The organism is Brevibacillus composti (assembly GCF_016406105.1).
GTDB classification, from domain to species: Bacteria; Bacillota; Bacilli; order Brevibacillales; family Brevibacillaceae; genus Brevibacillus; species Brevibacillus composti.
The window spans coordinates 3,833,259-3,857,260 of record NZ_CP066308.1 but is presented as its reverse complement, the minus strand read 5'-3'; the positions used below and the strand labels follow the sequence as shown (position 1 = coordinate 3,857,260).

Below are 24,002 nucleotides of genomic sequence, written 5' to 3'. Positions count from 1 at the left end.
CATCGGCAATACTTCAAAAACTTTAGGCAAACATTTGCTCTAAAGTTTTTTATTTATATTCGGACTTAGTCAACAAGTAGCAAAGATACAGGTGAGATAAAGGTGAAAGTTAAGTTCGATAATTTTTGAACAGTTTTATAGTTTTCAAAATCTAACAAAAAGTGCAAAATGATATTCAAGTGCACCTTTCATCTAATACGAGCCTTTTGCATAAATCTAAACCCTTGAGCAACAAGGTTTTCTGAGCATAAAAAAAGGACTTCACCCCGACCTGGAGAAGTTTTTCGGTGACCAAACCACAAACCCCAGAGGAGGGAAGTCACTTTGTATATTCTCCAAGAAAGTCTGTTTTCCTTTGAGGAACTGCAAAAGTTAGAATCGCGGGAGCGATTGCCTATTTTCTTCAGCGTGCTTGATTTACGTCCCTACGCCCAACAGCTAAGAAGTACTTCACCCCGTGGTGCTGAAGGGCACTGCCGCCAAGCGATTCTTCGGGCACTCCTGGTCGCACCGTTGGAAGGAATCTCAACATTTACCACATTGCAGCGTCGTCTTGAGTTGGATTTGCGTTTCAGATATCAATGCGGTTTCCCTTTAGACCGCTCAGCTCCATCAATCGCTACGATTAGCCGAGTATTTGCCGAACTGACCAGGAAGGGGTTGGCAGAGCAACTATTTCTGGATCTCGTTCGCTTCTGCCAAAGTGAAGGAATCATCAAGGGGAACCATCTGGCCATCGACAGCGCAGCCATTGAAGCGTATGAAAAGAAGCAACCGAAGTCTCGCAGTGAGCAGACAGGCAATGCCAATTGGGGAGCCAAATTCGACTCGTTCGGAAATAAGCTTTCGTGGTTTGGGTACAAGATTCACCTTGCGGTGGATACAAAAAGCGAATTGCCCATGGCTCTTAAGGTCACTCCCGCCCATATAAATGACGGAGATATGGGTCCTGTGCTGATGGAGCAGGTAGCGGCTCGTCGGCTAACAAAAGTGGACTTCGTCATGATGGATGCCGGATACGATCAGTTGAAGAATTACATAGCTGCTCGTAGAATCGGGGCGCAAGCGATTATCCCACTAAATCTACGCAATGAGAAAGAGCCTCCCGCTGGCATGACGTCAAATGGGACTCCCTGCTGCTCCATGGGGTACGAGATGACGTATTGGGGAGCCGATGGCGACCAACTCAAGTTCCGCTGCCCCCATGCAACAGGAAAAGTGGACTGTCCTCTCGGCATGGCGGCTTGTTCTGCATCGAATTACGGCATGGTGGTGAAAGTCGACATCAAGGATGATCTTCGTCGATACAGCCATCCACATCGAGATACCAAACGCTGGAAAGAACTTTACAACGAACGAACCAGTGTAGAGCGTTGCAACTCTCGCCTCAAATCGTATTTGACAGCCAATTCCCTGCATGTATGGGGCATCGAGAAAGTCAAGACGCATGTATATCTGAATGCCATCGTCCTTTTGGTTTCCGCACTGGCTGTGGCAAGAATACATAAGATCGAGAAGGAAGCTGCGTAAAAAACGGAGCGATAAAATTCTGCAGGTCTGCCCAAAATCAGTGTTAGCCCTTGATTTTCTTTTATTTTGATAACAATTCTTCATGCAAGGACTCCTTCGAATTTATCGCGTCTAATCAAGAAGTGAATTTTGCAAAAGGCTCAATACAGAAAATAGAGAGCAGGCGATGCATTTTGTGGCAAGAACCATTCCAAGAGGCTGTTATGAAAAGGGATATTTCAGTCATGCTTGATATTCTGCATATGCAAGTAACAGAACATGCAAACACGCCAAAACAATCCGTCAAAGATAAGGCTTTAAAAATCATATACCAGGGTTTACAGCAATCAGAGACGATCTACAGCGTCGGGCTTCAATTTGCGAATTCGGAAAGTCCGACAGGTGAAGAGTTAGGGGCCATACTATTAGCTACCAACTACGATGTCAATCCATCGGAAGTATCTTCGGTTTTATTAAGACTAGCTGATAACACCCATTGGGAAGTCAGAGAGTGGGCTGCAAGTGCTTGTGCAATCGTTTTAACAAATCACTTTCAGAACTTTTACCCGACTCTCATCCAGTGGACGAAAAACCATTCACCAAATGTGAGAAGAGCGGCAGTAGTTGCGGTAAAATATGCGGCGAGGAAAATGGATGAAAGATATGCAGAGCTACTCATTGATTTGATCGAACCCTTATTATGTGATGAAGACGAATATGTGAAAAAGAACTTGGGAGCGTTTGCCATTGGGGATGGATTATTAAAATACTATCCCAAACAACTGATGACCAGACTAAACACTTGGGTTAAATCAGAAAATGAACATGTGAGATGGAATATTATTAAAATTTTTTCGTCCAGAGAGGGAATCAAATACATCGAGGATTCTATTCATATAGTAAAAATCTTATCAAATGATCAGAGAAAAATAGTAAAAAGCGCATTCAATCGCACAATGTTATCATTAAAGAAACGTGATCCTGAAATCTACCATAAGTATTTTGGATCCATCTGAAAAGTAAACCATTAAAAATCTATAAAAGGCTCCCGAGGATAATAAAAAGAGGGGCGTGCTCGATCAGAGGGGGAGGCATCATTTATGTCGTATCAAGTAAAACTGCAGATTAGTCCCGTTTACGATCTTCTTTCAAGCTTAATGGCATACAGCAAATGTTCGAAAGCTTTTGATTTGGACAATCAATGGGTAAAAAAAGTCAGGAATGAGTTAGATAAAGATTTCATGGCGGAAATGGACAGCCTATCCCTGCCATTTCCACTGATTGCGCTTCTCATTTGGAGATGCCCAGACAACTCAAATTTGGATGCAGTTACAAACTGGTTAGCCAGCTTAACTGTAGGTGAGGTATTTGAACAGGTTTCCCCGTTTTTACTTGAGAACGTTCCAAATGACATTGGGACAATCAAAAACGATGTTATCTCTGTTTTTACACAATGGTATACAAAATACTACAAAGATCAAGAGCTAAAGATCCAGAAACTTCTTTCACAGGAAAGGGATCGCTTTGACGACTGCTTGAGTAATCTCGGCCCTCAAAAAACGATAGAAATGTTTTGTAACGGGTTAGCAATTGAAGAACACGAAGAGTTGAAAGAAGTCGTCTTGGTTCCTGTCTATCATACAAAACCCGTGAATGTCGTATTTGATGATTACAAAGGGTTTCTGATCATTCTATATCCGGTTGAGGCTCCGGAAGAAAACGATCTCTTCCCTCCAGATCGTTTGATGAGAATGACGAGAGCGTTAGCAGACGAGAAGCGGCTCCGGATTTTAAAGATCCTTTCATCCGGAAATAGAAGCTTTACGGATTTGGTCGAGGTCATGGAATTGTCAAAAAGCAATTTGCATTATCATTTGTCTTTGTTGCGAACAGCAGGTTTGATATCTATCCATCACGTTCCGTTTACCAATCAGGATAAGTATGGAATTCGAGCTGGAGTATTTGATGACGTAAAGCAAATGTTAGAAAGATATGTATTTCATTAGTTGGAATTTTTTATAAGAGGATAGTTGTAATCTTACCCGAACTGTGTTATTAATTCTTTAGTTCAAATTTTTTTGAACTAAATTTCAGTTCAATATTGAGGTGTTAGCATGAGTATCCTCTTTTCACCAATTACGATTGGCGGCGTATCTCTAAAAAACCGAATTGTCATGTCACCAATGGGCATGAACGCTTGCAAAGCCGAAGATGGGAAAGTCACGAATTGGCATAAAATTCACTACGCGAGCAGGGCTGTTGGACAGGTAGGCCTCATTATGGTGGAGGCAACAGCAGTAACTCGAGATGGGCGAACCGATCCTGATGATCTCGGGATCTGGGAAGATGGACAAATATCCGGTTTACAAGAGCTTGTAACCATCGTGCACGAACAAGGGGCCAAAATAGGTATGCAGCTCTGTCATGGAGGGAGAAAATCAAAAATACCGGGAAAAATCATGGCCCCTTCTGCAATCCCTTACGATGAAAGCAGCGTGGTCCCGGAAGAAATGACGGAAGAGCAAATACATGAGGTGATTCTAGCGTTTAAAGAATCGGCCAGAAGAGCAAAACAAGCGGGATTTGATGTATTGGAGCTCCATGCTGCACACGGATATTTACTGAATCAATTTTTATCTCCGTTATCTAACAAACGCGAGGATAACTACGGAGGTAATCCGGAAAAAAGGTACCAGTTTCTAAAAGAAATAATTCATGAAATAAAGAAAGTATGGGACGGAGCACTATTTGTCAGGATTTCAGCGACCGATTACCACCCCGAAGGATGTTCCATCGATGACTATGTATTTTACGGAAACCTGATGAAAAAACAGGGTGTTCATTTAATGGATTGTAGTTCCGGGTGGGTTGTACCACCAAAATTCCCGGAAAAACCTGGTCCAGGTTATCAAGTTCCCTTTGCGGCACAGATAAAAAAAGAAGTACAAATTCCTACAGCGGCAGTTGGTATGATCACGAGTGGATTCCAGGCCGAAGAGATACTGGTTCAAGGGCATTCCGATTTGATTTTTATTGGCCAAGAATTGTTAAGAGATCCTTACTGGCCGAGGAGGGCAGCAAAGGAACTGAATGTATCCATCGAGGCACCACCATCGTACGAGTACATCTGGAATAAGTAAGGGGGCTTCAATAACCTTTCCTGGTCGAAGCTACGTTGCGAGAATCAGGGATTTTTCAGTACATCTTCGGTTGCCTTCAATCAGAAATTTTGTAAGGAATGGATCATGAGGCCATAGAGCGTCAGATCCATAATGAATACCAACGACCAATATGTCTTTTCAGTCTGTCATCACGGTTACACCGTTCAATTCTGGCCCGTAGCAAATATGTGTAATGAACTGATGGAGGCTCCAGCATTGAGCAATTGCTTCAATGGGAGAAACAGTGGTTAAAAGTCGATCTAGCTATTCTTGATGAGGTAGGGTTTGTTCGTTGCTTCTTCAATTGTGCTACCCGTGATAAAAAAGTATGAAAACGGGACTCAACTGTTCAAGAATGAAACTTGCTTCGTTGGTGGATCGACTTCCCCCACTGCACTTACATTTTGCAATGAACGGTGTCAGCTGCCTAATTAAATAAAACCTGTAGCAATCGTGATCATGAAAAAGTTACCCACCCATCGGGTGGTAATCATTTTGCTATGGTGGTTAATTTTTTGATGAGACACGGTGGTTCGCATTTAGATTGACATTCACAACGTATTACGTCATCTCAGTGCATCCCGCTATCAGTTAGGTTCACGGACAGATATGGAAGAGACTGACAAAAGGACGCCTATGTCCCTATGTCTAGGATCTAAATCTACCTTCATAGCAGTGGGGGCATACAAGTGACATATGAATCGAGACATGTACCTTCCAAACGAACATCGAACAACAGTTTGCGGAAAAGAACTAGCCATTTGCAAAACTTAATGTTTTGTTTGCAAAGAATGTCCAATGGAGAAGTTGTATTTACCCTTTCTGAGGGAAAGTTAGCTAAAGAATTCGGTTTCACCACAGAACAGATATACCTCAAGACGCCGCACCAGGTATTCCCTCCACACATGGCTACATGGATTGAGAAGAATGCGCAGAAAGCGTTTGCGGGAGAAAACGGCAACCACGAACTTACCATTGGAGAGCGGATATTATTTACTTCTCTTTCACCCATTTGGAAAAATGGACAAGTTGTAGAGGTGATAGGCTCTTCAATCGATATAACGGATGCAAAGCGAATGGAGACCCAGGTAAGAATCATTGGCGAGCAATGGAGAGAGCTGAATCGCGATATGCGCGCTCAGCTTGAGTTTCACTCCTCCTATGATGAATGGACAGGGTTGCCCAAAAGACGCCTGTTCACCAATCTGCTTTCTCTGGCGATCAAGCGGGCGGAACAAAGCAGAAGCGTACTTGCGGTAGTTGTACTAAAGATCGACTCTCTTGACAGTATAAACGAACTATGGGGATACGAAGCAGGTGATCTCCTTCTTCAGAAAGTTGCAACAATCCTGATGGAGAAAACAAAAGGGGACGCGATCATTTCACGGCTGGGTGGACACGAATTTGGACTGGCTTTGCCGATATCGGGTGACCCCAAAAGGATTTATGACTCGCTGCTGCAGGTACGGGATTTGCTTTCTCTATCTATCCTGTGTAATGAACTCGAGTTGGAAATAATCACCTCCTTTGGCGTTAGCCTTTATCCAAACAATGGGGACCAATCTGAACTGTTGCTCAAACAAGCCCATATTGCCTTGAGCCGAGCCAGAGAAACCGGTTCCGGTTTCGAGTATTACCATATGGAGATGAAAAGGGATGCCCAAAAACGTATGGTGATGGTGCGAGAATTGAGAAAAGCTGTGGAGGATTTGCATTTCTTGCCTTACTATCAGCCGCAGTATTCCCTGCATAACGGAAATATATTAGGAATGGAAGTACTCGTCCGATGGAAGCATCAGGATAGAGGCATGATAGGACCGGGGGAATTCATTCAATTGGCGGAAGAAACAGGTTTGATCGTTCCATTGGGTGAGTGGGTCTTACGCACAGCTTGTATGCAGTGGAAAGAGTGGAGAAACAAGGGGCTTTCTCCCGGTAAACTAGCGGTTAACGTATCGGCGAAGCAGTTCCAACAAAACGATTTTGTCCATAAGGTCGAGTCGATCCTGGAGGAGACAGGGATGGATTCGCAATCGCTTGAACTGGAGATAACAGAGAGCGCGGCGATGTACGACACAGATAAAGCCGTGGCGAATATACATGCTTTGTCTGACCTGGGAATTGCCATTTCGATTGACGATTTTGGCACAGGCTACTTATCGTTCGGCTATTTGAAAAAATTCCCGATACAAAAATTGAAGATTGAGCGCTCGTTTGTCCGGGATCTTAGGGCTGATTCCGATAACGAAGCGATTGTATCCACGATAATTACGATGGCTCATAAACTGGGCATGTCCGTCGTTGCCGAGGGAGTGGAAACGGAGGAACAGGCACAAGTATTACGAACTCACCGATGCGAGGGAGGGCAAGGGTACCTGTTCCATCAGCCGATGCCCGCACAGGACATGGAAAAGTTGCTAAAGAGCAACATGAACAACCGTAATGTCCCTTTCAACACAGCTACTTGAAGTTGGAAGGGATGACTGTACACAGCACTAATTGGGATGTGACGTTATGTCCGTACATCTGAGTGAATATTACGCTCCGAAGATATCACAGAATATAAATCTTAAAAGTTGAGGTGGAAATGATGTATAGGTTCTCACGTTTTACGTTCTTTCAGAAGAATCTTATCTTCTCCGTTTCTAGTATTCTTGTTATTGGTATCGTTCTGATTACAGCTTGTTATTTCATCCAGGAGAATGTCATGCGCCAAAGTTTACTCCAGCAGGCAAGTGGTGTATTACAATTCGGATTTCAATTATTTCAACCCGACGAGTTCAAACAGGTGTTCACGAATCCTGATCAGAAGAGCGAACAACAAAAAAAGGCCATGGAAACATTCGAAAATCTCCAACGAAATCCGAATATCGCCCAAGCATATATCCTGGGAACGGAAGTGAGAGACAACAACAAGCTATTGGTAGTGTCAGTGCCTCAGCATGTCATTGATGCGGGCGCAGCACCTGGTCAATTGCTAGAACAACCGCCAGTCATTCTGAATGCGGTAGAGCAGCTTCAGAAAACGAAAAAGACAACATTTACCGGTATCTATACGGATCCATTCGGAACATGGGTCACGGTGATGGAGCCGATTCTGGATGAAAACGAACACGTCTATGCCTATCTGGGATTGGATTTGGATGCAAGCCTGGTGAAAGACGGGCAGCACGAGCTGTTGCTGTGGTCATCCATCACACTCGCGGCACTTGTCATCCTAATGATAATCGTACAGTTCTTCACATTAAAGAAACTGTTGTCTCCGGTGAAAGTGATTGAAAAAGCCATTCATGAAGTAAGCACAGGGAATTTTAACATTTCGCTTCATATCAATACGAATGATGAATTCGGGGAATTGAGCCAGCATTTTAATCATATGACCCAAGAGATCAGAGAGATAATCAAGGGAATCCAAAAACACTCGGAGCAGGCGGCCAGATCTTCCGAGCTGCTGTCTTCCAGCATCGAGCAAAATATCCAAATGGTGAATGAAAATACCTCCGTTATTCAAGGAATGGCAGTTGACGCGGACAGCCAAATGACGGGAGCCATCGAAAGCGCCCGAGCTATGGACGAAGTGGCATTTGGCATTCAGCAAATATCGACGACTGCTTCAGACGTTTCCGCTGCCTCACTCGGAACTTCTGAACAAGCAGAAAAAGGTAATCTGGCGATTCAAAATGCGGTCTCACAAATAGATTCCATCCGTCAATCCGTATCCGATACATCATCAGTGGTTCAAATGTTAGGAGAACGCTCAACGGAAATTGTGCGAATTATTGATGTCATCACAGGCATTTCCTCTCAAACGAATCTCTTGGCGCTAAATGCTGCGATTGAGGCTGCGCGTGCAGGAGAAGCGGGAAGAGGATTTGCGGTTGTTGCGGACGAAGTGCGGAAACTAGCTGAACAATCGGAAGAATCAGCTCGGCAAATCGCTGCTCTGATCGATGATATTCAGAAGGAAACACTACATGCGGTTCGCGCGATGACATCGGTAGACGAAGAGGTAAATGCCGGAATGAAAGTCGTAAAACAGGCCGGTGACGCGTTCAATCAGATCCTCAAGGAGATTCATTTGGTCAGCGGGCAAATTCAGGAACTATCCGCCATCTCGGAGCAGATTTCTTCTGCGACGCAAGAAGTTGCGGCTACGATCGATGGGGCCGCTGAAATCGCGAAGAAGACAGCGCAAAGCTCAATAAATATTGCGTCTTCATCGGAACAACAGTTGCTTTCGATGAAAAATCTGGCTTCGTCTGCAGATCACTTGTCGCAGATGGCCAACGAGCTGAATGGGTTGATCAGCAAGTTTAAGGTTTGATAATTGGCTCTACGAGATGTTGTGACCCGCGGGAGCGGGTATATATGAGTTGAGTCCGTATAATTGTGTAAAAACAGCATCTCTCTAAAAATAAGAGAGCCATTTTCAATCCCCCTCGGTTAGAATGAAGTTGACTAGACAACATTCGAAGGAGAGGGAATTTGAAATGGCTCAATACCAGATTACCGTAGATTCGCAACTTTTGCATCAGCTTTTTCTCGGCAATTCACAGGATTCGGGAGTGGCCAAGTTGTTGGAATCCGTATTGAACCAAGTCTTGCAGGCACAGGCGACCGAACAGTTGGGGGCGGAACCCTACGAACGGACAGATGAGCGTCAAGCATATCGAAATGGTACATACCCACACCAATTGACTACACGTGTCGGTACGATCACGCTTCGTGTCCCTCGCATTCGCGGCGGGAAGTTCTCCACCGAGTTGTTCGCCCGTTATCAACGCAGCGAACAGGCACTGGTGCTGGCTCTCATGGAGATGGTCGTCAACGGTGTGTCTACCCGTAAGGTGGCCCAGATCACAGAAGAATTGTGCGGTACGGAGTTTTCCAAATCGACCGTGTCCGATCTGTGCAAACGGTTGGATCCTATCGTGAACGCCTGGAACAACCGTCCGCTACACGATTCTTCGTTCCCCTTTGTCATCGTCGATGCCCTGTACCTGAAAGTACGCGAAGAAGGGCGGGTGCGGTCACGGGGCGCTCTCATCGGGATCGGTGTCAATGCCGATGGATACCGGGAGGTATTGGGCGTTATGCTCGGCGACAGCGAGTCGGAGGCCAGCTGGAGCGAATTTTTTGGCTGGCTGAAAAGCCGTGGGCTTAAAGGCGTCGATCTGATTGTGTCGGATGACCATGGAGGGTTGGTTCGAGCCATCCGCAGGAACTTCCAAGGGGTGACCTGGCAGCGATGCCAGACGCACTTCATGCGCAACATTCTTGACGCCACACCCAAATCCTTGCAGGACGAGATTCATAGCCGGATTCGCCCCATTCTGGAGGCACCGGATGCAAAGACGGCACGGATGCTGTTAGAGAAGGTACTGGAGGAGTATGAAACGAAAGCGCCGAAGGCCATGGCTGTCCTGGAAGCAGGCTTCGAAGATGTCACAGCCGTCTTGGCATTACCGGAAAAGTACCGCAAGCGTCTTCGCACCACCAATCCGATGGAGCGGTTGAATGAGGAAATCCGCCGCCGTGAACGCGTGATTCGGATTTTTCCGAATCGAGAGTCTGCCATCCGCTTGATAGGGGCCTTGCTCATGGAAACGGACGAGAAATGGGCTAGCGGCAAAAAGTATTTGGACATGACAGAATATCTTGAATGGCGTCAAGGACAATCCCCAATCTCCTCCCATACCAAAGTCACTCGCATCGGCTAATAAACACCGCATCTAAGCCTGTCAAGGCCGCGAAGCGTTCCATTTTTAGCCTTGACAGGCTGAATGAAACACACTTTTGAAAAACCCAGCAATCCCTTGCTGGGCCTGCCATACGGCGAGTGACGGGGTGCAGGGGGTGTGCTCCCTGCGTCTCCCCCTTCGGGGGACGGAAGGGGGCATTCTAACCGAGGGCAATTTTACACACAAATATGGACTTGATCGCATTTCACAGGTCGAATATAGCCCCACTATTAAATTAATAAATTACAGACGAAAAGGACTCCGACTTTGGGGTCCTTTTCGCATTTCCGGAGGAATGAACATGATGTATGCCATCCCAAGCGGCGGATGCTTTTGCCCGATTCTACCGCCTTTTTGTTACGGAACTAGCCCGGCCGAGGAGGGAGAAACCGTGCCAACATTGGAGTTGATGACCAGTCAAGTTTATGAAGGCGATCTTGACGCATTCATGAAAAAGAATGGTGCTACGGAGTTGAAGGAAGGCAGAGCTTATCTGTATCCCAAAAAGCGGGGTAAGGCACGATGAACGGTATATCCATCGGAGAGGAGCTACGGCAATGAGCTATGTAAGCAAGGAACAGATCGAACGTGCAAAAAGTCTAGATTTGCTCACGTATTTGCATATGTGGGAGCCCACAGAACTGGTACGTTGCTCTCGCAATGTCTATACCACCCGGACACACGACAGTTTGAAAATTTCCAACGGCAAATGGTACTGGTGGTCAAGGGGGATCGGCGGACGCTCGGCGCTTGACTATTTGATCAAAGTGCGGGGCTTGTCTTTTTCCGATGCGGTGCTGCAAATCGATGGCGTTGATTCGGGCAGCGCACCTACATTTACGCAATCTTTGCAACAACGTTTTTCTCCTGTGCGGTTTGAGCTTCCCAAATCGAATCATACTTCGTATCGCGTCATGGCCTATCTCAGCAAACGCGGTATCCATCGCACGTTGATAGACTACTGTCTCGAAACGGGGCGATTGTATGAAAGCAGACGCTACCACAATGCGGTATTCGTCGGTTTTGACCAGGAAGGGACGCCGCGCTATGCGGCGATACGAGGTACGACAAGTACCCGTTATATGGGGGAAGCCGCTGGGAGCGACAAGCGGTTTTCGTTTTCTATTCCGGCCTTGGGAAACGCTACGGAACTGCATCTATTTGAGAGCGTCATTGATCTTTTATCCTTCTGTACGCTAAAACATCTCGCCGACCGGGATTGGCGGCAGGTGCATAAGCTGTCGCTGGCCGGAATATATAGGCCCAAGACAGAGGGGGAAGACCCTACTCCCCCGGCTGCCCTAATGCAGTACTTGCAGTGCTTCCCCAGGTGAATCGACTTGTCCTGCACTTGGACAATGATGATCCAGGGCGAATGGCGGCAGCCACGATACAGAGGCTCCTCTCCCCCGCCCTTCTTATATCCGATGAGCCGCCTAAGTACGGAAAGGATGTAAATAACGATTTGATGGAATCCCGAAGAAGACGCGGAGAAACATCCCGATAGCGGTAGATGCCGATCGGGTCTGTGTCTTTTCTTATTGTGTATCAGGAAATGTGATTCTCACTGTATGCGGATGGGATGTAGATAAATTGAGGGTAAGCACAGCCCATTGATTGCATAGCATGTAATAGGTATAATAAAATCAATAAACAGCTATACAAGGAGTGAGCTAGATGATAATCAAGCCTTCCGCCAGTATCCGGCAAAACTATAATGAAATCGCCGATCTATGCAAATCTTCCGGGGAACCGGTTTATCTGACCAAGAACGGTGAAGGAGATCTCGTCGTGATGGACATGGAGACGTTCTCCCGTCGCGAGAGGATGTTAAAGCTGCGCGAAGAACTGCTCGCTGTGCAAGAGGATCGTTTGGCGGGCCGTGTTGGTGTGACGCCGGATGAACTAGACACTTACCTAGAGGGCATTATTGACGAGGTTCAGCATGGAAAAGATGCCCGGTTATAAGATCATCGTTTCCGATCGCGCCCGCCAAATGCTGGCGGCTCATGTGCGATTTCTTGCGGAGAAAAGTCCTGATGCGGCGCGGAAAGCGAAAAACGAATTGCTGCATGCGATACGTTCCTTAGCGCGATTGCCGGAACGCTATCCTTTTCTGGAAGCGGAATTTATCCCGTCAAACAAGTATCACAAGATGTTCGTGGAAAAATGGTATCTGGTATTGTATCAAATTCAGGATGAAATCGTGTATGTCGATTTCATTGTAGACTGCCGCCAGGATTACCGTTGGTTGGTAAGATAACAAAAATGTTCTGAGGAAGACGCTGAGTGGATGGGCGTCTTTTTGTTGTTTCGGGGGCCCCCTCTTTTTCCCGGCAGGTGCTTTGAGGCGACGCGAGACGACTGTCTCGTGTTGCAGCAAGCACTGAATTTGGCTAGCCAAATTCGCTTTTTAGGGGCTGCGCCCCTAAGACCCCACCATTACCTGGATATCGTTTCGATGAACGGATAGTTTGCAGGATGGTTGTTTATTGCTTCGGCGATTCGGTTTATGAAGCCTACTTTTGAAAGGGGTGATCGAAGTTGAGGAAGCGCTCGATTTCGGTTCTGGTACGGTTATCACCGCACAGACAAAGCTGCTTTGCCAGCACCGCATTTCCAGTAAAGAGCAGCTTCTGGCGTTTGCGTCCGTTACGGAGCAAGAGATGAACGAGCTTTGCGGCAAACGCAAAACGCTCTACAACCGCATCCGCCGCGCGAACGACGCCGATCAGATCGAGCCTATCTCCGAGCGCAGCGCGGCATCCGCAAGGGGTACTATGACTGAAGCTGAACGGCACGCAGTTCCGCAGCGACAATCGATTCGCGCACTGCTCCGCGAGCTTCGGGAAGAAAACCGCAAAGCTGAAAAGGAACGCCGTCAGCCGGACAGGGAGCCATCGTTGCCGAAACGGCGCGAGCGCCAAGTTGGCAACGCGAAGGCGGCGCTAAGCGAAGACAGACAATTAGGCCAAAGACGGACAATCTGACTTTTCCTCACGAAGTGGTGTTTCCATGTGAGGAGGGCACGACTTCCGGAGCTGCTTCCTACGGGATGAGAGCTGTAGATGACGGCGAGCTGTACGCGATGTTTGAGCGGATTGCAAAAAGCAAACAGACGGCAATGGTTCATGCCGAAAATGAATGGATCATTAATCATCTGGTGAATGAGTGGACAAAGGAAGGCAAGACCTGGCCGCTTTGATTAAAGGCGGAGTGACGGCATTGGAGATTACGGTAGATTCTCCCGAGTCGTTTGAGATCATCCAACGACTGGCGAGGAAATACGGAGACCAGGCCGTGATCGGAGCCGGCACGGTTCTGGACGGTCAAACGGCCCGGATGGCGATTCATCACGGAGCGGAGTTTATTTTTAGCCCGAACTTGAAACAAGACGTGATTCAAACAGCTCTCCGGTATGGAAAACAGCCGGTGCCAGGAATATTCACGCCCACGGAAATCGTACAGGCTGTGGAATGGGGCGCCCAACTGGTAAAATTGTTTCCCGCTTCATCAGTGGGGGCCAATTTTATCAAGGATGTCATGGCACCACTGCCGCATGTATCGATTATTCCCACTGGGGGAGTCAATCTTGAAAATGCAGCGGAGTTTATCGCGGCGGGCGCCGTCGCAGTAGGGATCGGCCGGAACTTGGTGCCGTCCTGGGATGATTACGAGGGAATCGAATCGCGTGCGCGGGAATATGTGGCGTTGATCCAAGCGGCGCGCAACAGATCATAGACGCAGTAGGACGATGAAAACCAAAACACCTTCAAGCAGGCGCAACCATATCGGAAGAGATGGAGGCGGCTTGAAGGTGTTTTTTCTTTGGGCACTTACTTTCCCAGAACAGAATCGAGATACTTTCTGACGGCTTCCGGATTTCCAGAGACCAGGTCTGCCCGTTCCTGGTCCTTTTTCATCTTTTCCAATGCTTTGGAGAGGATAACCGTCTCCAGGTTTTGAGGGACCACGACAACACCATCGGCGTCTCCTACAATGATGTCTCCGGGGTGGACCGCGACTCCGCCGCAAGAAATGGGGACGTTAACTTCCCCTCCGCCGGCTTTGGCACTGGCAGCGACTGTGGTTCCCTTGCAAAAGACAGGGAATTGCAGATCCAAAATGCCCTGTATATCTCGAATGACTCCGTCCACTACGATGCCGCTGATTCCCAGGGTTTTTGCCATCCCCACGACGAAGTCGCCGGCAACCGCCCGGTAGGTATCTCCCTTTGCGTCAATGATCAAGACGTCGCCGGGTTTTGCTTCCCGAATGGCCCGAAGAACCGCATGATTGTCGCCGACGGGCATCTTTACCGTGAAAGCTCTCCCCGCAATTTTATCGTGCTCCCTCAATGGCTTAATGCTTGGATCCAAATTATTCAGTCCCTGCATGGCATCGGATATGCAAGGGGTCGGGATTTCCGCAAACATGCTCAGGATGTCCTTCATCGAATCTCCTCCGTTTCTGGTGTGGAATTTATTACCAATCGGATTTTGTCTGGCTGCCAAGAGATGCCTCGGCAGATTTTTTTATGCAGCGGGCTGAACCCATTTTCACATAGAAGACATCTTCTCCAAGCCTGAAAGAGAGTTGGTTTCGGCTCAATTATACCACTCTTGCGAAAATTTCCATTACAGCGAAAGATCTTTTTCAAAAAACTTGAAACAAAAACAGCGTTCATACGAATAATGGGTGAACCACCAAATTGACATGGATTTGCAAATTCAAAAAGCAAGCGAGGGAGAAAGATGAAAAAACTGACCCAAAGCCTGTTCCTGCTGATGACGGCCAGCGTCGTTCTGGCGGCCCCGATCAGCTCTTATGCGCAAAATGCCTCCATTATCAACGAAGAGAGCGGCGAGGTATCCGCCGAGTGGATGAAAAAGATCGAAAATGAACTGCAAAAGGCAAAGAAGATCCTTCCTTACCTCAAGGACTACCCCGTCATGGAGGTGGAAGTAAATGACCCGAATGCAGGGGGAAAGGTCCGGCTATACCAGGCCGACATGAAAAAGTATCCGCATGTCATTATGAACGTCGACCCGTCCGGCAAGCTGCTCACCTTTACCCTGGCCAAAGGCGATTGTCAAGCGGGATGGGCATGTTCAATTTTACTTGTAGGGATGGAGATTCGGATAATCCTCGGGCTGGTTCGGACGTTTTTTCATGCTGTGCAGTCCGCTGGTCGCGATATTTTTTAAAAACTGAACGGCTTCCGCCCGGGTCAGATACTCAAGCGTTTCGACCTCCAGCTTTGTATTTTCGAACATGCGGAGCAGCATCGCGAGGAATTCCGCTTCTGTTACGATGTGGTCGGGTTTAAAGGTGCCATCCGGGTAACCGACTACCATATTTTTGGCCAAAGCCCACTGAATACTGGATTTGGCCCAGTGTTTGTGCGTATCCGGAAACGGGGAATCGGCACTGGCTATACCTGCCAGCGCTGTGCCGGCGAAGAGCAGCACACAGATCATCATGGCGATCTTCATAGGGACTACTACCTCCTTTTTGCCTCCTCAGTGTCCTCCCTTCATCTCGGGGGCGAATTTATATATATGCGCAAGCGAGGAGGGCATGTATGTCCCCAGGCACTTTCGAAAACAATCCCCGCTGGGGCTTTTTTTGTTTGAAAATCTGTTTTTGCTCCCAAGCTATGGCAAACGGATCCATTGAGGGAGGATATTACGATGGAGATGGATGGAAATACGGATGTGCATTGCCCCGCGGCTTGGCCGGAGGAATTGCCGCCGGCAGGGGCAGAGGGCTGCCCGGACTGCGGCTTGATCCGGCACGGGACACGGATGGTATGGGGGGAAGGAAATCCGAATGCACCGATTATGGTGGTGCTTGATAACCCGGGCTCGCGGGAGGATCGGGAAGGGCGCCCCTTTGTCTGCGGCACGCGCAAGACCCTGCAAAAAGCGGCGCAGCTGGCGGGTTTGGGACAGGAGGATCTGTATGTGACCTATGTGCTCAAAAGGCAGCCGAAAAAGGCCTACGAGAAAGTAGTGGCCAGGTCGATCTGCATGAAGCATCTCCTGGATCAAATCGAGAGCAAATCGCCGCAGTTCATCTTCTGCCTGGGCAATGTGGCGGTACAGTCTTTTTTTGAACAGGGGGAAGCGGAGGTGAAAAGGCTGCGGAAAGCCTGGCATGCTCCCCGCGGCATCCCGACTGCGGTTTCCTACCACCCGCTGGCGATCAACCGACGTCCCAACCTGTGGCCCTCTTTTTTGGAAGACTGGCAGTTTCACTGCGGCGTACCGGGGGGAACAGGTTTCGCTGCCTGAGATCTAGAATTGGCATTATTTTCTTGTCAAGGAGGCAAAGAAAGCGTACGATTTTTACAAAGAAAAGGAAATATTCGCTTCGCGGGAAAGAGGGACGATCCCATCGATCCCCGCATGCGGAGTGAAAGGGGGAATGGGGATTGAGACTGCCTTGGGTGCGACTGGGCTATTTGCTCGGCATCGCCTGTTTCCTGTCGGCCGTTCTGTACTTCTTTGCCTCCAACTGGCCGGCGATGGACAGGGGGGAACGGATTGGCGTATGTACAGGCATGCTTCTGCTCTTTTATTTGACATCATACGCGGGTCATCTTTTATGGAAAAGACATCTCTTTTTAAGCAATTGGCTGCTGGCAGCGGGCGGGCTGGCTTTTGGCATTTGCGTGGCCTTGCTTGGACAGGTGTACAACTCACATGCGGACAGCTATCTGCTTTTCGCGGTATGGCTGCTCCCCAATCTCCTGTTTGCGCTTATCACCAGGTACCAGCCTTATTATGTGATCAGCTATGTGCTTGTTCATCTTACCGTCTATTTTTATCTGGAGCCATCGGTCGTCCTTGCTGCGCATGGCGAAGAATTCGCCTACTGGATGTACCTGGGCATCGCCTGCTTCAATGCCCTTCTTTTCGGACTGACAGCGCGGGGATTGCTCCCGTCTCGTCCGGTCTACTACCTTTCTTTTGCAGTTCTCCAATTCGCCCTGTTCATCAGTGCCTTTGCTGACGTCTACGGCGCGATGCCGGAGATCCTCTATCTGTTGGCATTCGCGGGGCTATTTGCTTATTTTCTGAAGGTGCGCCCCCATCGTGGGTTTCTCATCGCCACAGCTGCAGCAGGAGCCGTGTTTATTCTCGGGAAGTTCTTTTTGTTTCTCATTGAGCATTTTTCAGAGGGCTTATTGTGGCTGGGCTTAATGTTGGCTGCCGGTCTCGTCTGGGGGTCGGTGGCCGCTCTCAAATGGGTGCGCCAGTCCGGCCAGCCGGAGGGCAGTATCTGGCAGCGTGCCTTTCGCGAGGCGATCGTCGTCCTGGTGACAGTGGTAGCCTCCCTGATCGGTACCGTCTGTCTCGTGATCTTGCTGGCGCTGATGCTGGAGGGGGAGGGCGTCGATTACGTAGTCTTTTGCTTGTCCGCTGGCGCCTTTATTGCGCCCGTAGTTTTTAACAAGCAGATTCAGGATACGGTCCGGTACACGCTTCTGACGATGGGCTATTTGATGGGAGCCGGTTCATCGCTGATGATCTCTCATGATTATTTTGCGGGGATTCCCTTTTTCTGGACGGTATTTTTGCTCGTATTGGCATTCGTCTGGGTAAAGCTGCCGGAGCTGTGGGCCCGGCTGCTGACTCAGCTAGCATTTGTGCTGGTGCTTTACTTTGGGCTGGAGTCGGTGCTGCCCGGAAAATTTTGGCCGTGGCTGATTATCAGCCTCTTTCAGCTCGCGATGTACTTCGTCCCCGGCCAGCAGACGCTTGTGCGCCGAAGCGCGCTGGTATACGGGCTGTACGCCTTTCTCCTGCTGGCCGAAACCGCACATGGCATAGGCTATGCCATCGCCAATATCGCCTTCTTCCTGTTTGCCACGGGGATGATGTACGGGGCGCACGGGAGGGGAGAGAGAGGAGAGGCAGGCATCGTCCTCTTGTTCTGGTTCGGTTTTCTGGTCAGCAAATATTACGATTTGCTCTGGAGCTTGCTGCATAAGTCGATCAGTCTGCTCGGGCTCAGCCTGCTTTTCTTCGGCGTCAGTTTTTGGCTCGACCAGAGGCAGAAATCCCTTCCGGACAGACAGGAGCGGGCGATTTTTTCCCGCCGCCGGATCGCTCTTCTGCTCGTCATCCTGCTTCAGTTTGGGATGATCGGCTATCAGGTATGGAACAGCGAAGCGATTCTCGCCCACGGAAAAACAGTCAAGCTGGAACTGGCTCCCGTAGATCCGCGGTCGCTTTTGCAGGGAGATTATGTCCAGCTCAGCTATGCGATTTCGCGAATCGACGAGGTTGTTGATGAACGGCAATCCGCTCGCGTGCGCGTGGTGCTGCGCAAAGGCGAAGATGATGTGTACGTCTACAGCGGCTATCATCAAGTGGAAGGAAGATGGAATCAGGCGTATCAACCGGCTCCGGATGATGTCATCATCAACGGTCGGGCGGTCGGCGGCGACCGGGTGGCGTACGGCATCGAGAACTTTTTTGTTCCGGAGGGAACGGGGCTGGATGTGGAAAGGTCGGCGAATTATGCGTACGTCCGGATAGGAGAAAGCGGCGACGCGATCGTGGAGCGGCTGGCCGAGGAATAGCAGGGGGAAATAGCACGGAGGACGCAGCCATTCGCAAGGATTAGGCTACGTCCTCTTTTTGGTGAGCGGGATCGAGACGGTGAAAGTGCTCCCTTGTCCCGGCGCACTGGACACGGAGATGGTGCCGTCATGGGCTTCGACAATCCACTTGGCGATCGACAGTCCCAGGCCCATTCCGCCCATTTGCCGGGAACGGTTTTTTTCTACCCGATAGAAGCGGTCAAAGATGCGGTCGATATGGCCAGGCGGGATGCCGATACCGCTGTCCCGTACTTTTACCAGCAGCACAGGATGCTTGTCCGTCAAATCCTTGGACAGACTGAGGTGGATCTCTCCCCCGGGAGGCGTGTATTTGATCGCATTGTCCAGAAGGATATAGAGCAGCTGCTTGATCCTCTCCGGGTCCCCGTACATCGGCAGGGAGGCAGGCGCATGAAAATGAAGATGCAGATTCCGCTGCTGCGCCAGCGTGCGGGTGGAGTGGACCAGCTGCCCGGCGGACGAAGCGAGGTCGAACGGTTCAAATATCAGGGCATCAGGCCGATCCGTATCCGAGCGTGCCAGGGTGAGCAGATCGCTGACCATTTTCGCCATTCGCTTCACTTCGTTCTTCATGTTGACCAGCACGTTTTTGGAAAAGTCCGAGAGGTGCTCTCCGTCCTCCATCTCGAATACATCCAGAGAGGAATGAAGGATGCTGAGCGGCGTTCGCAGCTCATGGGAAGCGTCGGCGATAAATTCCTTTTGTCTTTGAAAGGATTGACGTATGGGGATCATCGCCCGTTTGGACATGAAGTAGCTGAGCAACACGGCAACGCCCAAGAACAGAATGCCGAGCACGATCAGCACGGTTAACAGGCGCTTGGTCAGCTCATAGGTAAACGTAATATCCCGTCCCGTATAGAGGAACCCGACCAATTGCCTGTTGTCATAGACGGCTCGTCCGGTCATCATCAGCTGAATATCCCGCTCTTTCGCCATATGGCTGTTCGACGCGGCATTGTCTCCCCGTTTGTAGGAGGGGGGCGATAGCGTCATGCTTTCATAGCGGACTTCCCGCTTCCCCGGTATCCAGTCTTTTACCATTTCCAGCAGCTCCGGCTGCAGCCGGCGATTCCACTCGTCACCGATGATCAACTGGCCGTCCGGCTCTATGAAGTAGTAGAAAAACTGCTTGCCGCTCTCCCGGATGGTGTTGAGCTCGTCATCCAGCTCCATATCGCCCAGGTTTTCTTCCGGCAGGGCTTCCTTGATGGCTTGGACTTGCTGCTCCGTGCTGGCATGCAGCTGTTTTTCCTGTTCATAGAAAACAGCGAAATCGACCAGAAAATAGACGATCGTGATGAAGAGGGAGAGAAAAATCATCATGATCGCGCTGTACTGGAGCGCCAACCGGGCTTGCGTATGTACAAAAACGTCCCTTTTCCACGGGCGATGCCGCGAAAACCAGTTAGAAATCAAGCTTGTATCCCACCCCGCGAATACTTTGTATATAATCTTTTCCGCTGGTCCCGTTCAGCTTTTTCCGAAGCAGCTTCACAGTGGCATCGATCGTTTTCAGGGAGACTTCCGCCTCGTGTCCCCAGATGCGCTCATAGATCAGCTCGCGGGGCAGGACCTGGCCCCTGTTGCGTATCAGCAGATCGAGAAGCTGATACTCTCGCGGCGTCAGCTGTATTTCGCGATGTTCATCAAACACGGTGCGATTGGTCAGGTTTACTTTGATCGTATCCAGCTGGATCAGTTGATCCTGAATCGGGGCAAAATTTCGCCGGCTGACGGCACGTATCCTGGCCAGCAATTCGTCGATCTCAAAAGGCTTGACCAGATAATCATCCGCTCCGGCATCCAATCCGTTGATCCGGTCTTCCAGCGTATCTTTTGCGGTCAGCATGATGATGGCGCCCGTATAGCCTTGCTCTCGCAGGGACTTGCAAATATGTACGCCTTCTATGCCCGGCAGCATCCAATCGAGAATGAGTATGTCATAGTGGGCTTCCGTGGCATAGTCTTTCGCTTCATCACCGGTGGTGACCCACTCTACCTGATACCCTCCTTTTTTCTTTAAAAGGTGGGCGATCAGTTGGCCCAGCACGAGATCATCCTCGGCAACCAAGATTTGCACAATGCTTCCCCTCCTTATCGTACATCCGGTCCGGAAAGGAATTTTTTCCTTCTACCTATCATCGTAGCTCATTTCTGTAAAAAAAAAATAAAAAAGTAACGGGAAATATTCCCTGGCTTTTCACCGTATTTTCACCGTTTTGTTTTAAATTGTTGATGATAGAAGGCATTTCGTAGCTCACTAGTTCCATGTGCTTACGGAAAAATTTGTACATATAGGTACAAACGAACAGCCAAAAGAAATCATGATGGGAGAGGTACGTATGTGGAAAAAGAAATGGGTGTCCGTCTTGTCTGCTGTTGTCCTGACAGGGGCAGTTCTTATGCCGATCAGTACGGATGCGGCTGTCGGTAAGAAGAATGTTCAAGCTTCTTACAATAATATCAAAATCCTGTATAACGGGTCAGTGGTTCCTACACAACTGGAGCCGTTTATCGTCAACGGCAGCACCTTTATCCCGCTCCGCATGATGGCGGACGTGTTTAACAAGGACGTCACCTGGGATGGCACGACTTACACCATCAATGTGAAAGACAGACCGGATGGCCGCATCGCTTCACTGGAAGCGCAGCTGGCGGAAAGAGATTCCAAGATCAAGAGCCTGGAATCCAAGATTGCCGATCTGGAGGATGAAATCGACGATCTGGAATCGAAAAAGAAGAAAAGCAGCAGCGACGATGATTTTGATGACGACCTCGCAGATCTGGAAGACTATCTCAACGACGAGTTCGGTAAATTCGAAGGCATCACGTGGGATATCACCCTGGATGGGGACGATGAGGACGATATCAGCGTAGAGATTGAGGTAGACCTGTACGACTACGAGGATGAATACAAATCTCTTTCCAAAAGCGATATTCGGAGCTTTGTAGAAGATATCTGCGATGCCATCTGGGATGATTTCGACTCGGCTGACATTGAAGGAGTGATCATCGACATTGACGCAGAAGAGGATCTGTACGAATTCTTTGGCGATGGCTACGATCAAGATGTGGAGCTGAAGTCTCTCTAAGATTTTAAAAAAACAACGCAAAGATCTTGCAGCCAATTCAGGCGGCAAGATCTTTTTCTTTTCTACGAAAAAGCAGTCATTTTCGTTTTCATATATTCCTGGCTATGCAGGATGAACTCCGCCGCCATCGGCGAGACGGATGCAAAGCTGCGCACGCTGATGACCAGTTCACGAGTGATCACGGGCCGTAGAGGAACAGAGACGACCTTTGGCAGCACTTCGGGCATGTAGAGCTGGGGCAGAATCGTGACCCCGACCCATTCTTGCACCATCGCCAGAATCGTGGTCACATCCCTTACCTCAAAAGTAACGGTGGAGGACAAGCCGTTTTCTTGCAGCAGTTTTTTGATACAGTCATCTTTGGGCATGATGAAACAATTTTTACGCAGGTCGGAAAAAGTAAGATAGGGTGCATGCTGCAGCGGATGATCCTCTGGGAGAAAGACCATCATCTGATCAGTGGCAAGCGGCACAAATTCCATCTCCTTGCCCGGGGCAGTGGTAAAGCAGACATCGATCACCGAGCTGTTGATCCAGGTGTTTACCTCCTCGTACTCCCCCTCAAACAGCACGATTTCCACCTGAGGATAGCGCTTGCGGAATGAACCGATCAAGCCGGGCAGCATCTTTGTGGATACGCTGTGGATAGCGCCGATTCGCAATGTGCCGGTTTCGATTCCCTGTGCGGCCGCGGCCTCCTGCTTCATGCAGGCGGTGATCCGCAGAATCTCCCGGGCTTGGCGCAGCATGCGCTCGCCGATGTTGGTCGGGATCACGCCCTTTCGACTGCGGTGGAAGAGCGGGATCCCCAGCTCCTTCTCCAGACTTTGAATCATCTGGGAGACGGCTGATTGGGTAAACCCCAGGGTGTCCGCTGCTTTCGTCACATTTTTGGCTTCGGCCACCGCGACAAACACTTGCAATTGGGCCAGTGTCATCATAGAAACTCCCCTTTTCCATTAGTTCAATCTAATGAAAAGTATTAATAATCATTGTTTTACTAATGAAAACGCGATTCGTATACTCGATTGTAGTCAGTAGGTGATAGAAAAACAAGAGGAGGCTTCATCATGCACCCGGAGTGGCAACGAATATGCAATCAGTTTTTGCTGGCGACATCCTATGCCGCAGGCGATTTGGAGGAGGGCTGGGCGGCCCGGTATGATTTTTCCAAAAGACCGCCCACCTATTTGCGCTATGAAAACGCGGAAATGCGCATACCCTTGGGAAAAAGAGAGCTGCCGCCCTCTCCCGATCTGTGGGAGCTGATGCAGAATCGGCGGTCCAAGCGAAACTTTTTGCAAGACCCGCTTTCTTTGAATGAGCTGAACATCCTGCTGTGGGCGACACAGGGGATTACCGCGGACATGGGCGATTATCAGCTGCGGACGACACCCTCGGCAGGGGCCTTGTACCCGATCGAGACCTATCTGTTGGTAAACAATGTGGATGGATTGGAAAAAGGACTGTACCACCTGGATGTAGAAGAATGGTGTCTGGAAGGCTTGAAGCTCGAAGATGTCTCGGAAACGGCGTATCAATTGACAGAAAATCAGGAGTTGACGCGGCGTGCAGCGGTCAACTTCGTCTGGACGGCAGTCGTCGATCGCACCAAAAGCAAGTACAAGGAGCGGGCGTACCGATACATCTGGTGGGATGTCGGCCATGTGGCCCAGAACCTGCATATCGCGGCGAATGGCTTGGGGCTCGGCGCAACGACCATCGGGCATTGGTATGATAAAGAGATGAATGAATACCTGGGAATTGACGGTCAAAACCATCTCTCGGTCTTGATGGCATCCGTAGGCAAGGTGGAAGGCAGGGACTGGATCCACGACCGCAGACCGACATAAGCAGCAGA

24 protein-coding genes are annotated in these 24,002 nt (G+C 49.2%); 19 read left to right on the top strand and 5 right to left on the bottom strand.

Annotated features, from left to right (window positions below):
- Window positions 1-324: 324 nt before the first annotated feature.
- The 14 genes from JD108_RS19365 to JD108_RS19300 all read left to right on the top strand — a co-directional run bounded on the left by JD108_RS19365 (window position 325) and on the right by JD108_RS19300 (window position 14,152).
- Complete coding sequence (locus JD108_RS19365) at window positions 325-1,530, top strand: transposase (RefSeq protein ID WP_007781419.1); 1,206 nt, start codon at window positions 325-327, stop codon at window positions 1,528-1,530.
- Between the two features lie 203 nt (window positions 1,531-1,733).
- Window positions 1,734-2,525 carry a DNA alkylation repair protein gene (locus JD108_RS19360; RefSeq protein WP_198827583.1) on the top strand — a complete coding sequence of 264 codons (792 nt, stop codon included), beginning with the start codon at window positions 1,734-1,736 and terminating at the stop codon, window positions 2,523-2,525.
- Window positions 2,526-2,609: 84 nt separating this feature from the next.
- Window positions 2,610-3,515 carry an ArsR/SmtB family transcription factor gene (locus JD108_RS19355; RefSeq protein ID WP_198827582.1) on the top strand — a complete coding sequence of 302 codons (906 nt, stop codon included), beginning with the start codon at window positions 2,610-2,612 and terminating at the stop codon, window positions 3,513-3,515.
- Window positions 3,516-3,623: 108 nt separating this feature from the next.
- A complete protein-coding gene (gene namA, locus JD108_RS19350) occupies window positions 3,624-4,649 on the top strand; it encodes an NADPH dehydrogenase NamA (protein WP_198827581.1) in 1,026 nt (341 codons plus the stop codon).
- 710 nt (window positions 4,650-5,359) lie between these two features.
- Entirely contained in the window at window positions 5,360-7,138 is a 1,779-nt protein-coding gene (locus tag JD108_RS19345) for a sensor domain-containing protein (RefSeq protein ID WP_198827580.1), read from the top strand.
- Window positions 7,139-7,377: 239 nt separating this feature from the next.
- Complete coding sequence (locus tag JD108_RS19340) at window positions 7,378-8,994, top strand: methyl-accepting chemotaxis protein (protein ID WP_198827579.1); 1,617 nt, start codon at window positions 7,378-7,380, stop codon at window positions 8,992-8,994.
- Between the two features lie 166 nt (window positions 8,995-9,160).
- Window positions 9,161-10,390, top strand: coding sequence for an IS256 family transposase (locus JD108_RS19335; protein WP_005837483.1), 1,230 nt, complete (start codon window positions 9,161-9,163; stop codon window positions 10,388-10,390).
- Window positions 10,391-10,712: 322 nt separating this feature from the next.
- Entirely contained in the window at window positions 10,713-10,937 is a 225-nt protein-coding gene (locus JD108_RS19330; RefSeq protein WP_198827578.1) for a hypothetical protein, read from the top strand.
- 31 nt (window positions 10,938-10,968) lie between these two features.
- Window positions 10,969-11,745: a DUF3991 domain-containing protein gene (locus JD108_RS19325; protein WP_228728219.1), complete on the top strand. Its 777-nt coding sequence runs from the start codon at window positions 10,969-10,971 to the stop codon at window positions 11,743-11,745.
- Window positions 11,746-12,088: 343 nt separating this feature from the next.
- Window positions 12,089-12,379, top strand: coding sequence for a type II toxin-antitoxin system Phd/YefM family antitoxin (locus JD108_RS19320; RefSeq protein ID WP_198827577.1), 291 nt, complete (start codon window positions 12,089-12,091; stop codon window positions 12,377-12,379).
- Entirely contained in the window at window positions 12,357-12,674 is a 318-nt protein-coding gene (locus tag JD108_RS19315) for a type II toxin-antitoxin system RelE/ParE family toxin (protein WP_198827576.1), read from the top strand. The genes JD108_RS19320 and JD108_RS19315 overlap by 23 nt, the downstream gene beginning before the upstream one ends.
- A 262-nt stretch (window positions 12,675-12,936) precedes the next feature.
- Entirely contained in the window at window positions 12,937-13,401 is a 465-nt protein-coding gene (locus JD108_RS19310; RefSeq protein ID WP_198827575.1) for a hypothetical protein, read from the top strand.
- A gap of 65 nt (window positions 13,402-13,466) precedes the next feature.
- The gene (locus JD108_RS19305; protein WP_198827574.1) at window positions 13,467-13,616 is read left to right on the top strand and encodes a hypothetical protein; all 150 of its coding nucleotides are present in this window, start codon (window positions 13,467-13,469) and stop codon (window positions 13,614-13,616) included.
- Complete coding sequence (locus tag JD108_RS19300; RefSeq protein WP_198827573.1) at window positions 13,583-14,152, top strand: bifunctional 4-hydroxy-2-oxoglutarate aldolase/2-dehydro-3-deoxy-phosphogluconate aldolase; 570 nt, start codon at window positions 13,583-13,585, stop codon at window positions 14,150-14,152. Before JD108_RS19305 ends, JD108_RS19300 begins: the two co-directional genes overlap by 34 nt.
- A gap of 95 nt (window positions 14,153-14,247) precedes the next feature.
- On the opposite strand, the gene JD108_RS19295 is transcribed toward JD108_RS19300, so the two are convergent.
- Window positions 14,248-14,865, bottom strand: a complete 618-nt coding sequence (locus JD108_RS19295) for an RraA family protein (protein WP_198827572.1) — start codon at window positions 14,863-14,865, stop codon at window positions 14,248-14,250.
- A gap of 300 nt (window positions 14,866-15,165) precedes the next feature.
- On the opposite strand from JD108_RS19295, the gene JD108_RS19290 reads away from it, so the two are divergent.
- The gene (locus JD108_RS19290; RefSeq protein ID WP_198827571.1) at window positions 15,166-15,618 is read left to right on the top strand and encodes a hypothetical protein; all 453 of its coding nucleotides are present in this window, start codon (window positions 15,166-15,168) and stop codon (window positions 15,616-15,618) included.
- On the opposite strand, the gene JD108_RS19285 is transcribed toward JD108_RS19290, so the two are convergent.
- Entirely contained in the window at window positions 15,529-15,906 is a 378-nt protein-coding gene (locus tag JD108_RS19285) for an S-layer homology domain-containing protein (protein WP_198827570.1), read from the bottom strand. The genes JD108_RS19290 and JD108_RS19285 overlap by 90 nt on opposite strands.
- Before the next feature lie 198 nt (window positions 15,907-16,104).
- Between JD108_RS19285 and JD108_RS19280 the strand changes: the two genes are divergently transcribed.
- Together JD108_RS19280 and JD108_RS19275 are read left to right on the top strand one after the other, a co-directional pair.
- Window positions 16,105-16,707, top strand: coding sequence for a uracil-DNA glycosylase (locus JD108_RS19280; RefSeq protein ID WP_228728217.1), 603 nt, complete (start codon window positions 16,105-16,107; stop codon window positions 16,705-16,707).
- A 140-nt stretch (window positions 16,708-16,847) separates the two neighbouring features.
- The gene (locus tag JD108_RS19275; RefSeq protein WP_198827569.1) at window positions 16,848-19,004 is read left to right on the top strand and encodes a GDYXXLXY domain-containing protein; all 2,157 of its coding nucleotides are present in this window, start codon (window positions 16,848-16,850) and stop codon (window positions 19,002-19,004) included.
- A 45-nt stretch (window positions 19,005-19,049) separates the two neighbouring features.
- On the opposite strand, the gene JD108_RS19270 is transcribed toward JD108_RS19275, so the two are convergent.
- Together JD108_RS19270 and JD108_RS19265 are read right to left on the bottom strand one after the other, a co-directional pair.
- Entirely contained in the window at window positions 19,050-20,465 is a 1,416-nt protein-coding gene (locus tag JD108_RS19270; RefSeq protein WP_198827568.1) for a sensor histidine kinase, read from the bottom strand.
- A complete protein-coding gene (locus tag JD108_RS19265; RefSeq protein ID WP_198827567.1) occupies window positions 20,455-21,129 on the bottom strand; it encodes a response regulator transcription factor in 675 nt (224 codons plus the stop codon). Before JD108_RS19265 ends, JD108_RS19270 begins: the two co-directional genes overlap by 11 nt.
- A 262-nt stretch (window positions 21,130-21,391) precedes the next feature.
- On the opposite strand from JD108_RS19265, the gene JD108_RS19260 reads away from it, so the two are divergent.
- The gene (locus tag JD108_RS19260; protein ID WP_198827566.1) at window positions 21,392-22,141 is read left to right on the top strand and encodes a stalk domain-containing protein; all 750 of its coding nucleotides are present in this window, start codon (window positions 21,392-21,394) and stop codon (window positions 22,139-22,141) included.
- A 62-nt stretch (window positions 22,142-22,203) separates the two neighbouring features.
- Here the strand turns inward: JD108_RS19260 and JD108_RS19255 are convergent, their stop codons facing one another.
- A complete protein-coding gene (locus JD108_RS19255; protein WP_228728216.1) occupies window positions 22,204-23,082 on the bottom strand; it encodes a LysR family transcriptional regulator in 879 nt (292 codons plus the stop codon).
- 129 nt (window positions 23,083-23,211) lie between these two features.
- On the opposite strand from JD108_RS19255, the gene JD108_RS19250 reads away from it, so the two are divergent.
- Window positions 23,212-23,994, top strand: coding sequence for a SagB/ThcOx family dehydrogenase (locus JD108_RS19250; protein WP_198827565.1), 783 nt, complete (start codon window positions 23,212-23,214; stop codon window positions 23,992-23,994).
- The last annotated feature ends 8 nt before the right edge of the window (window positions 23,995-24,002 follow it).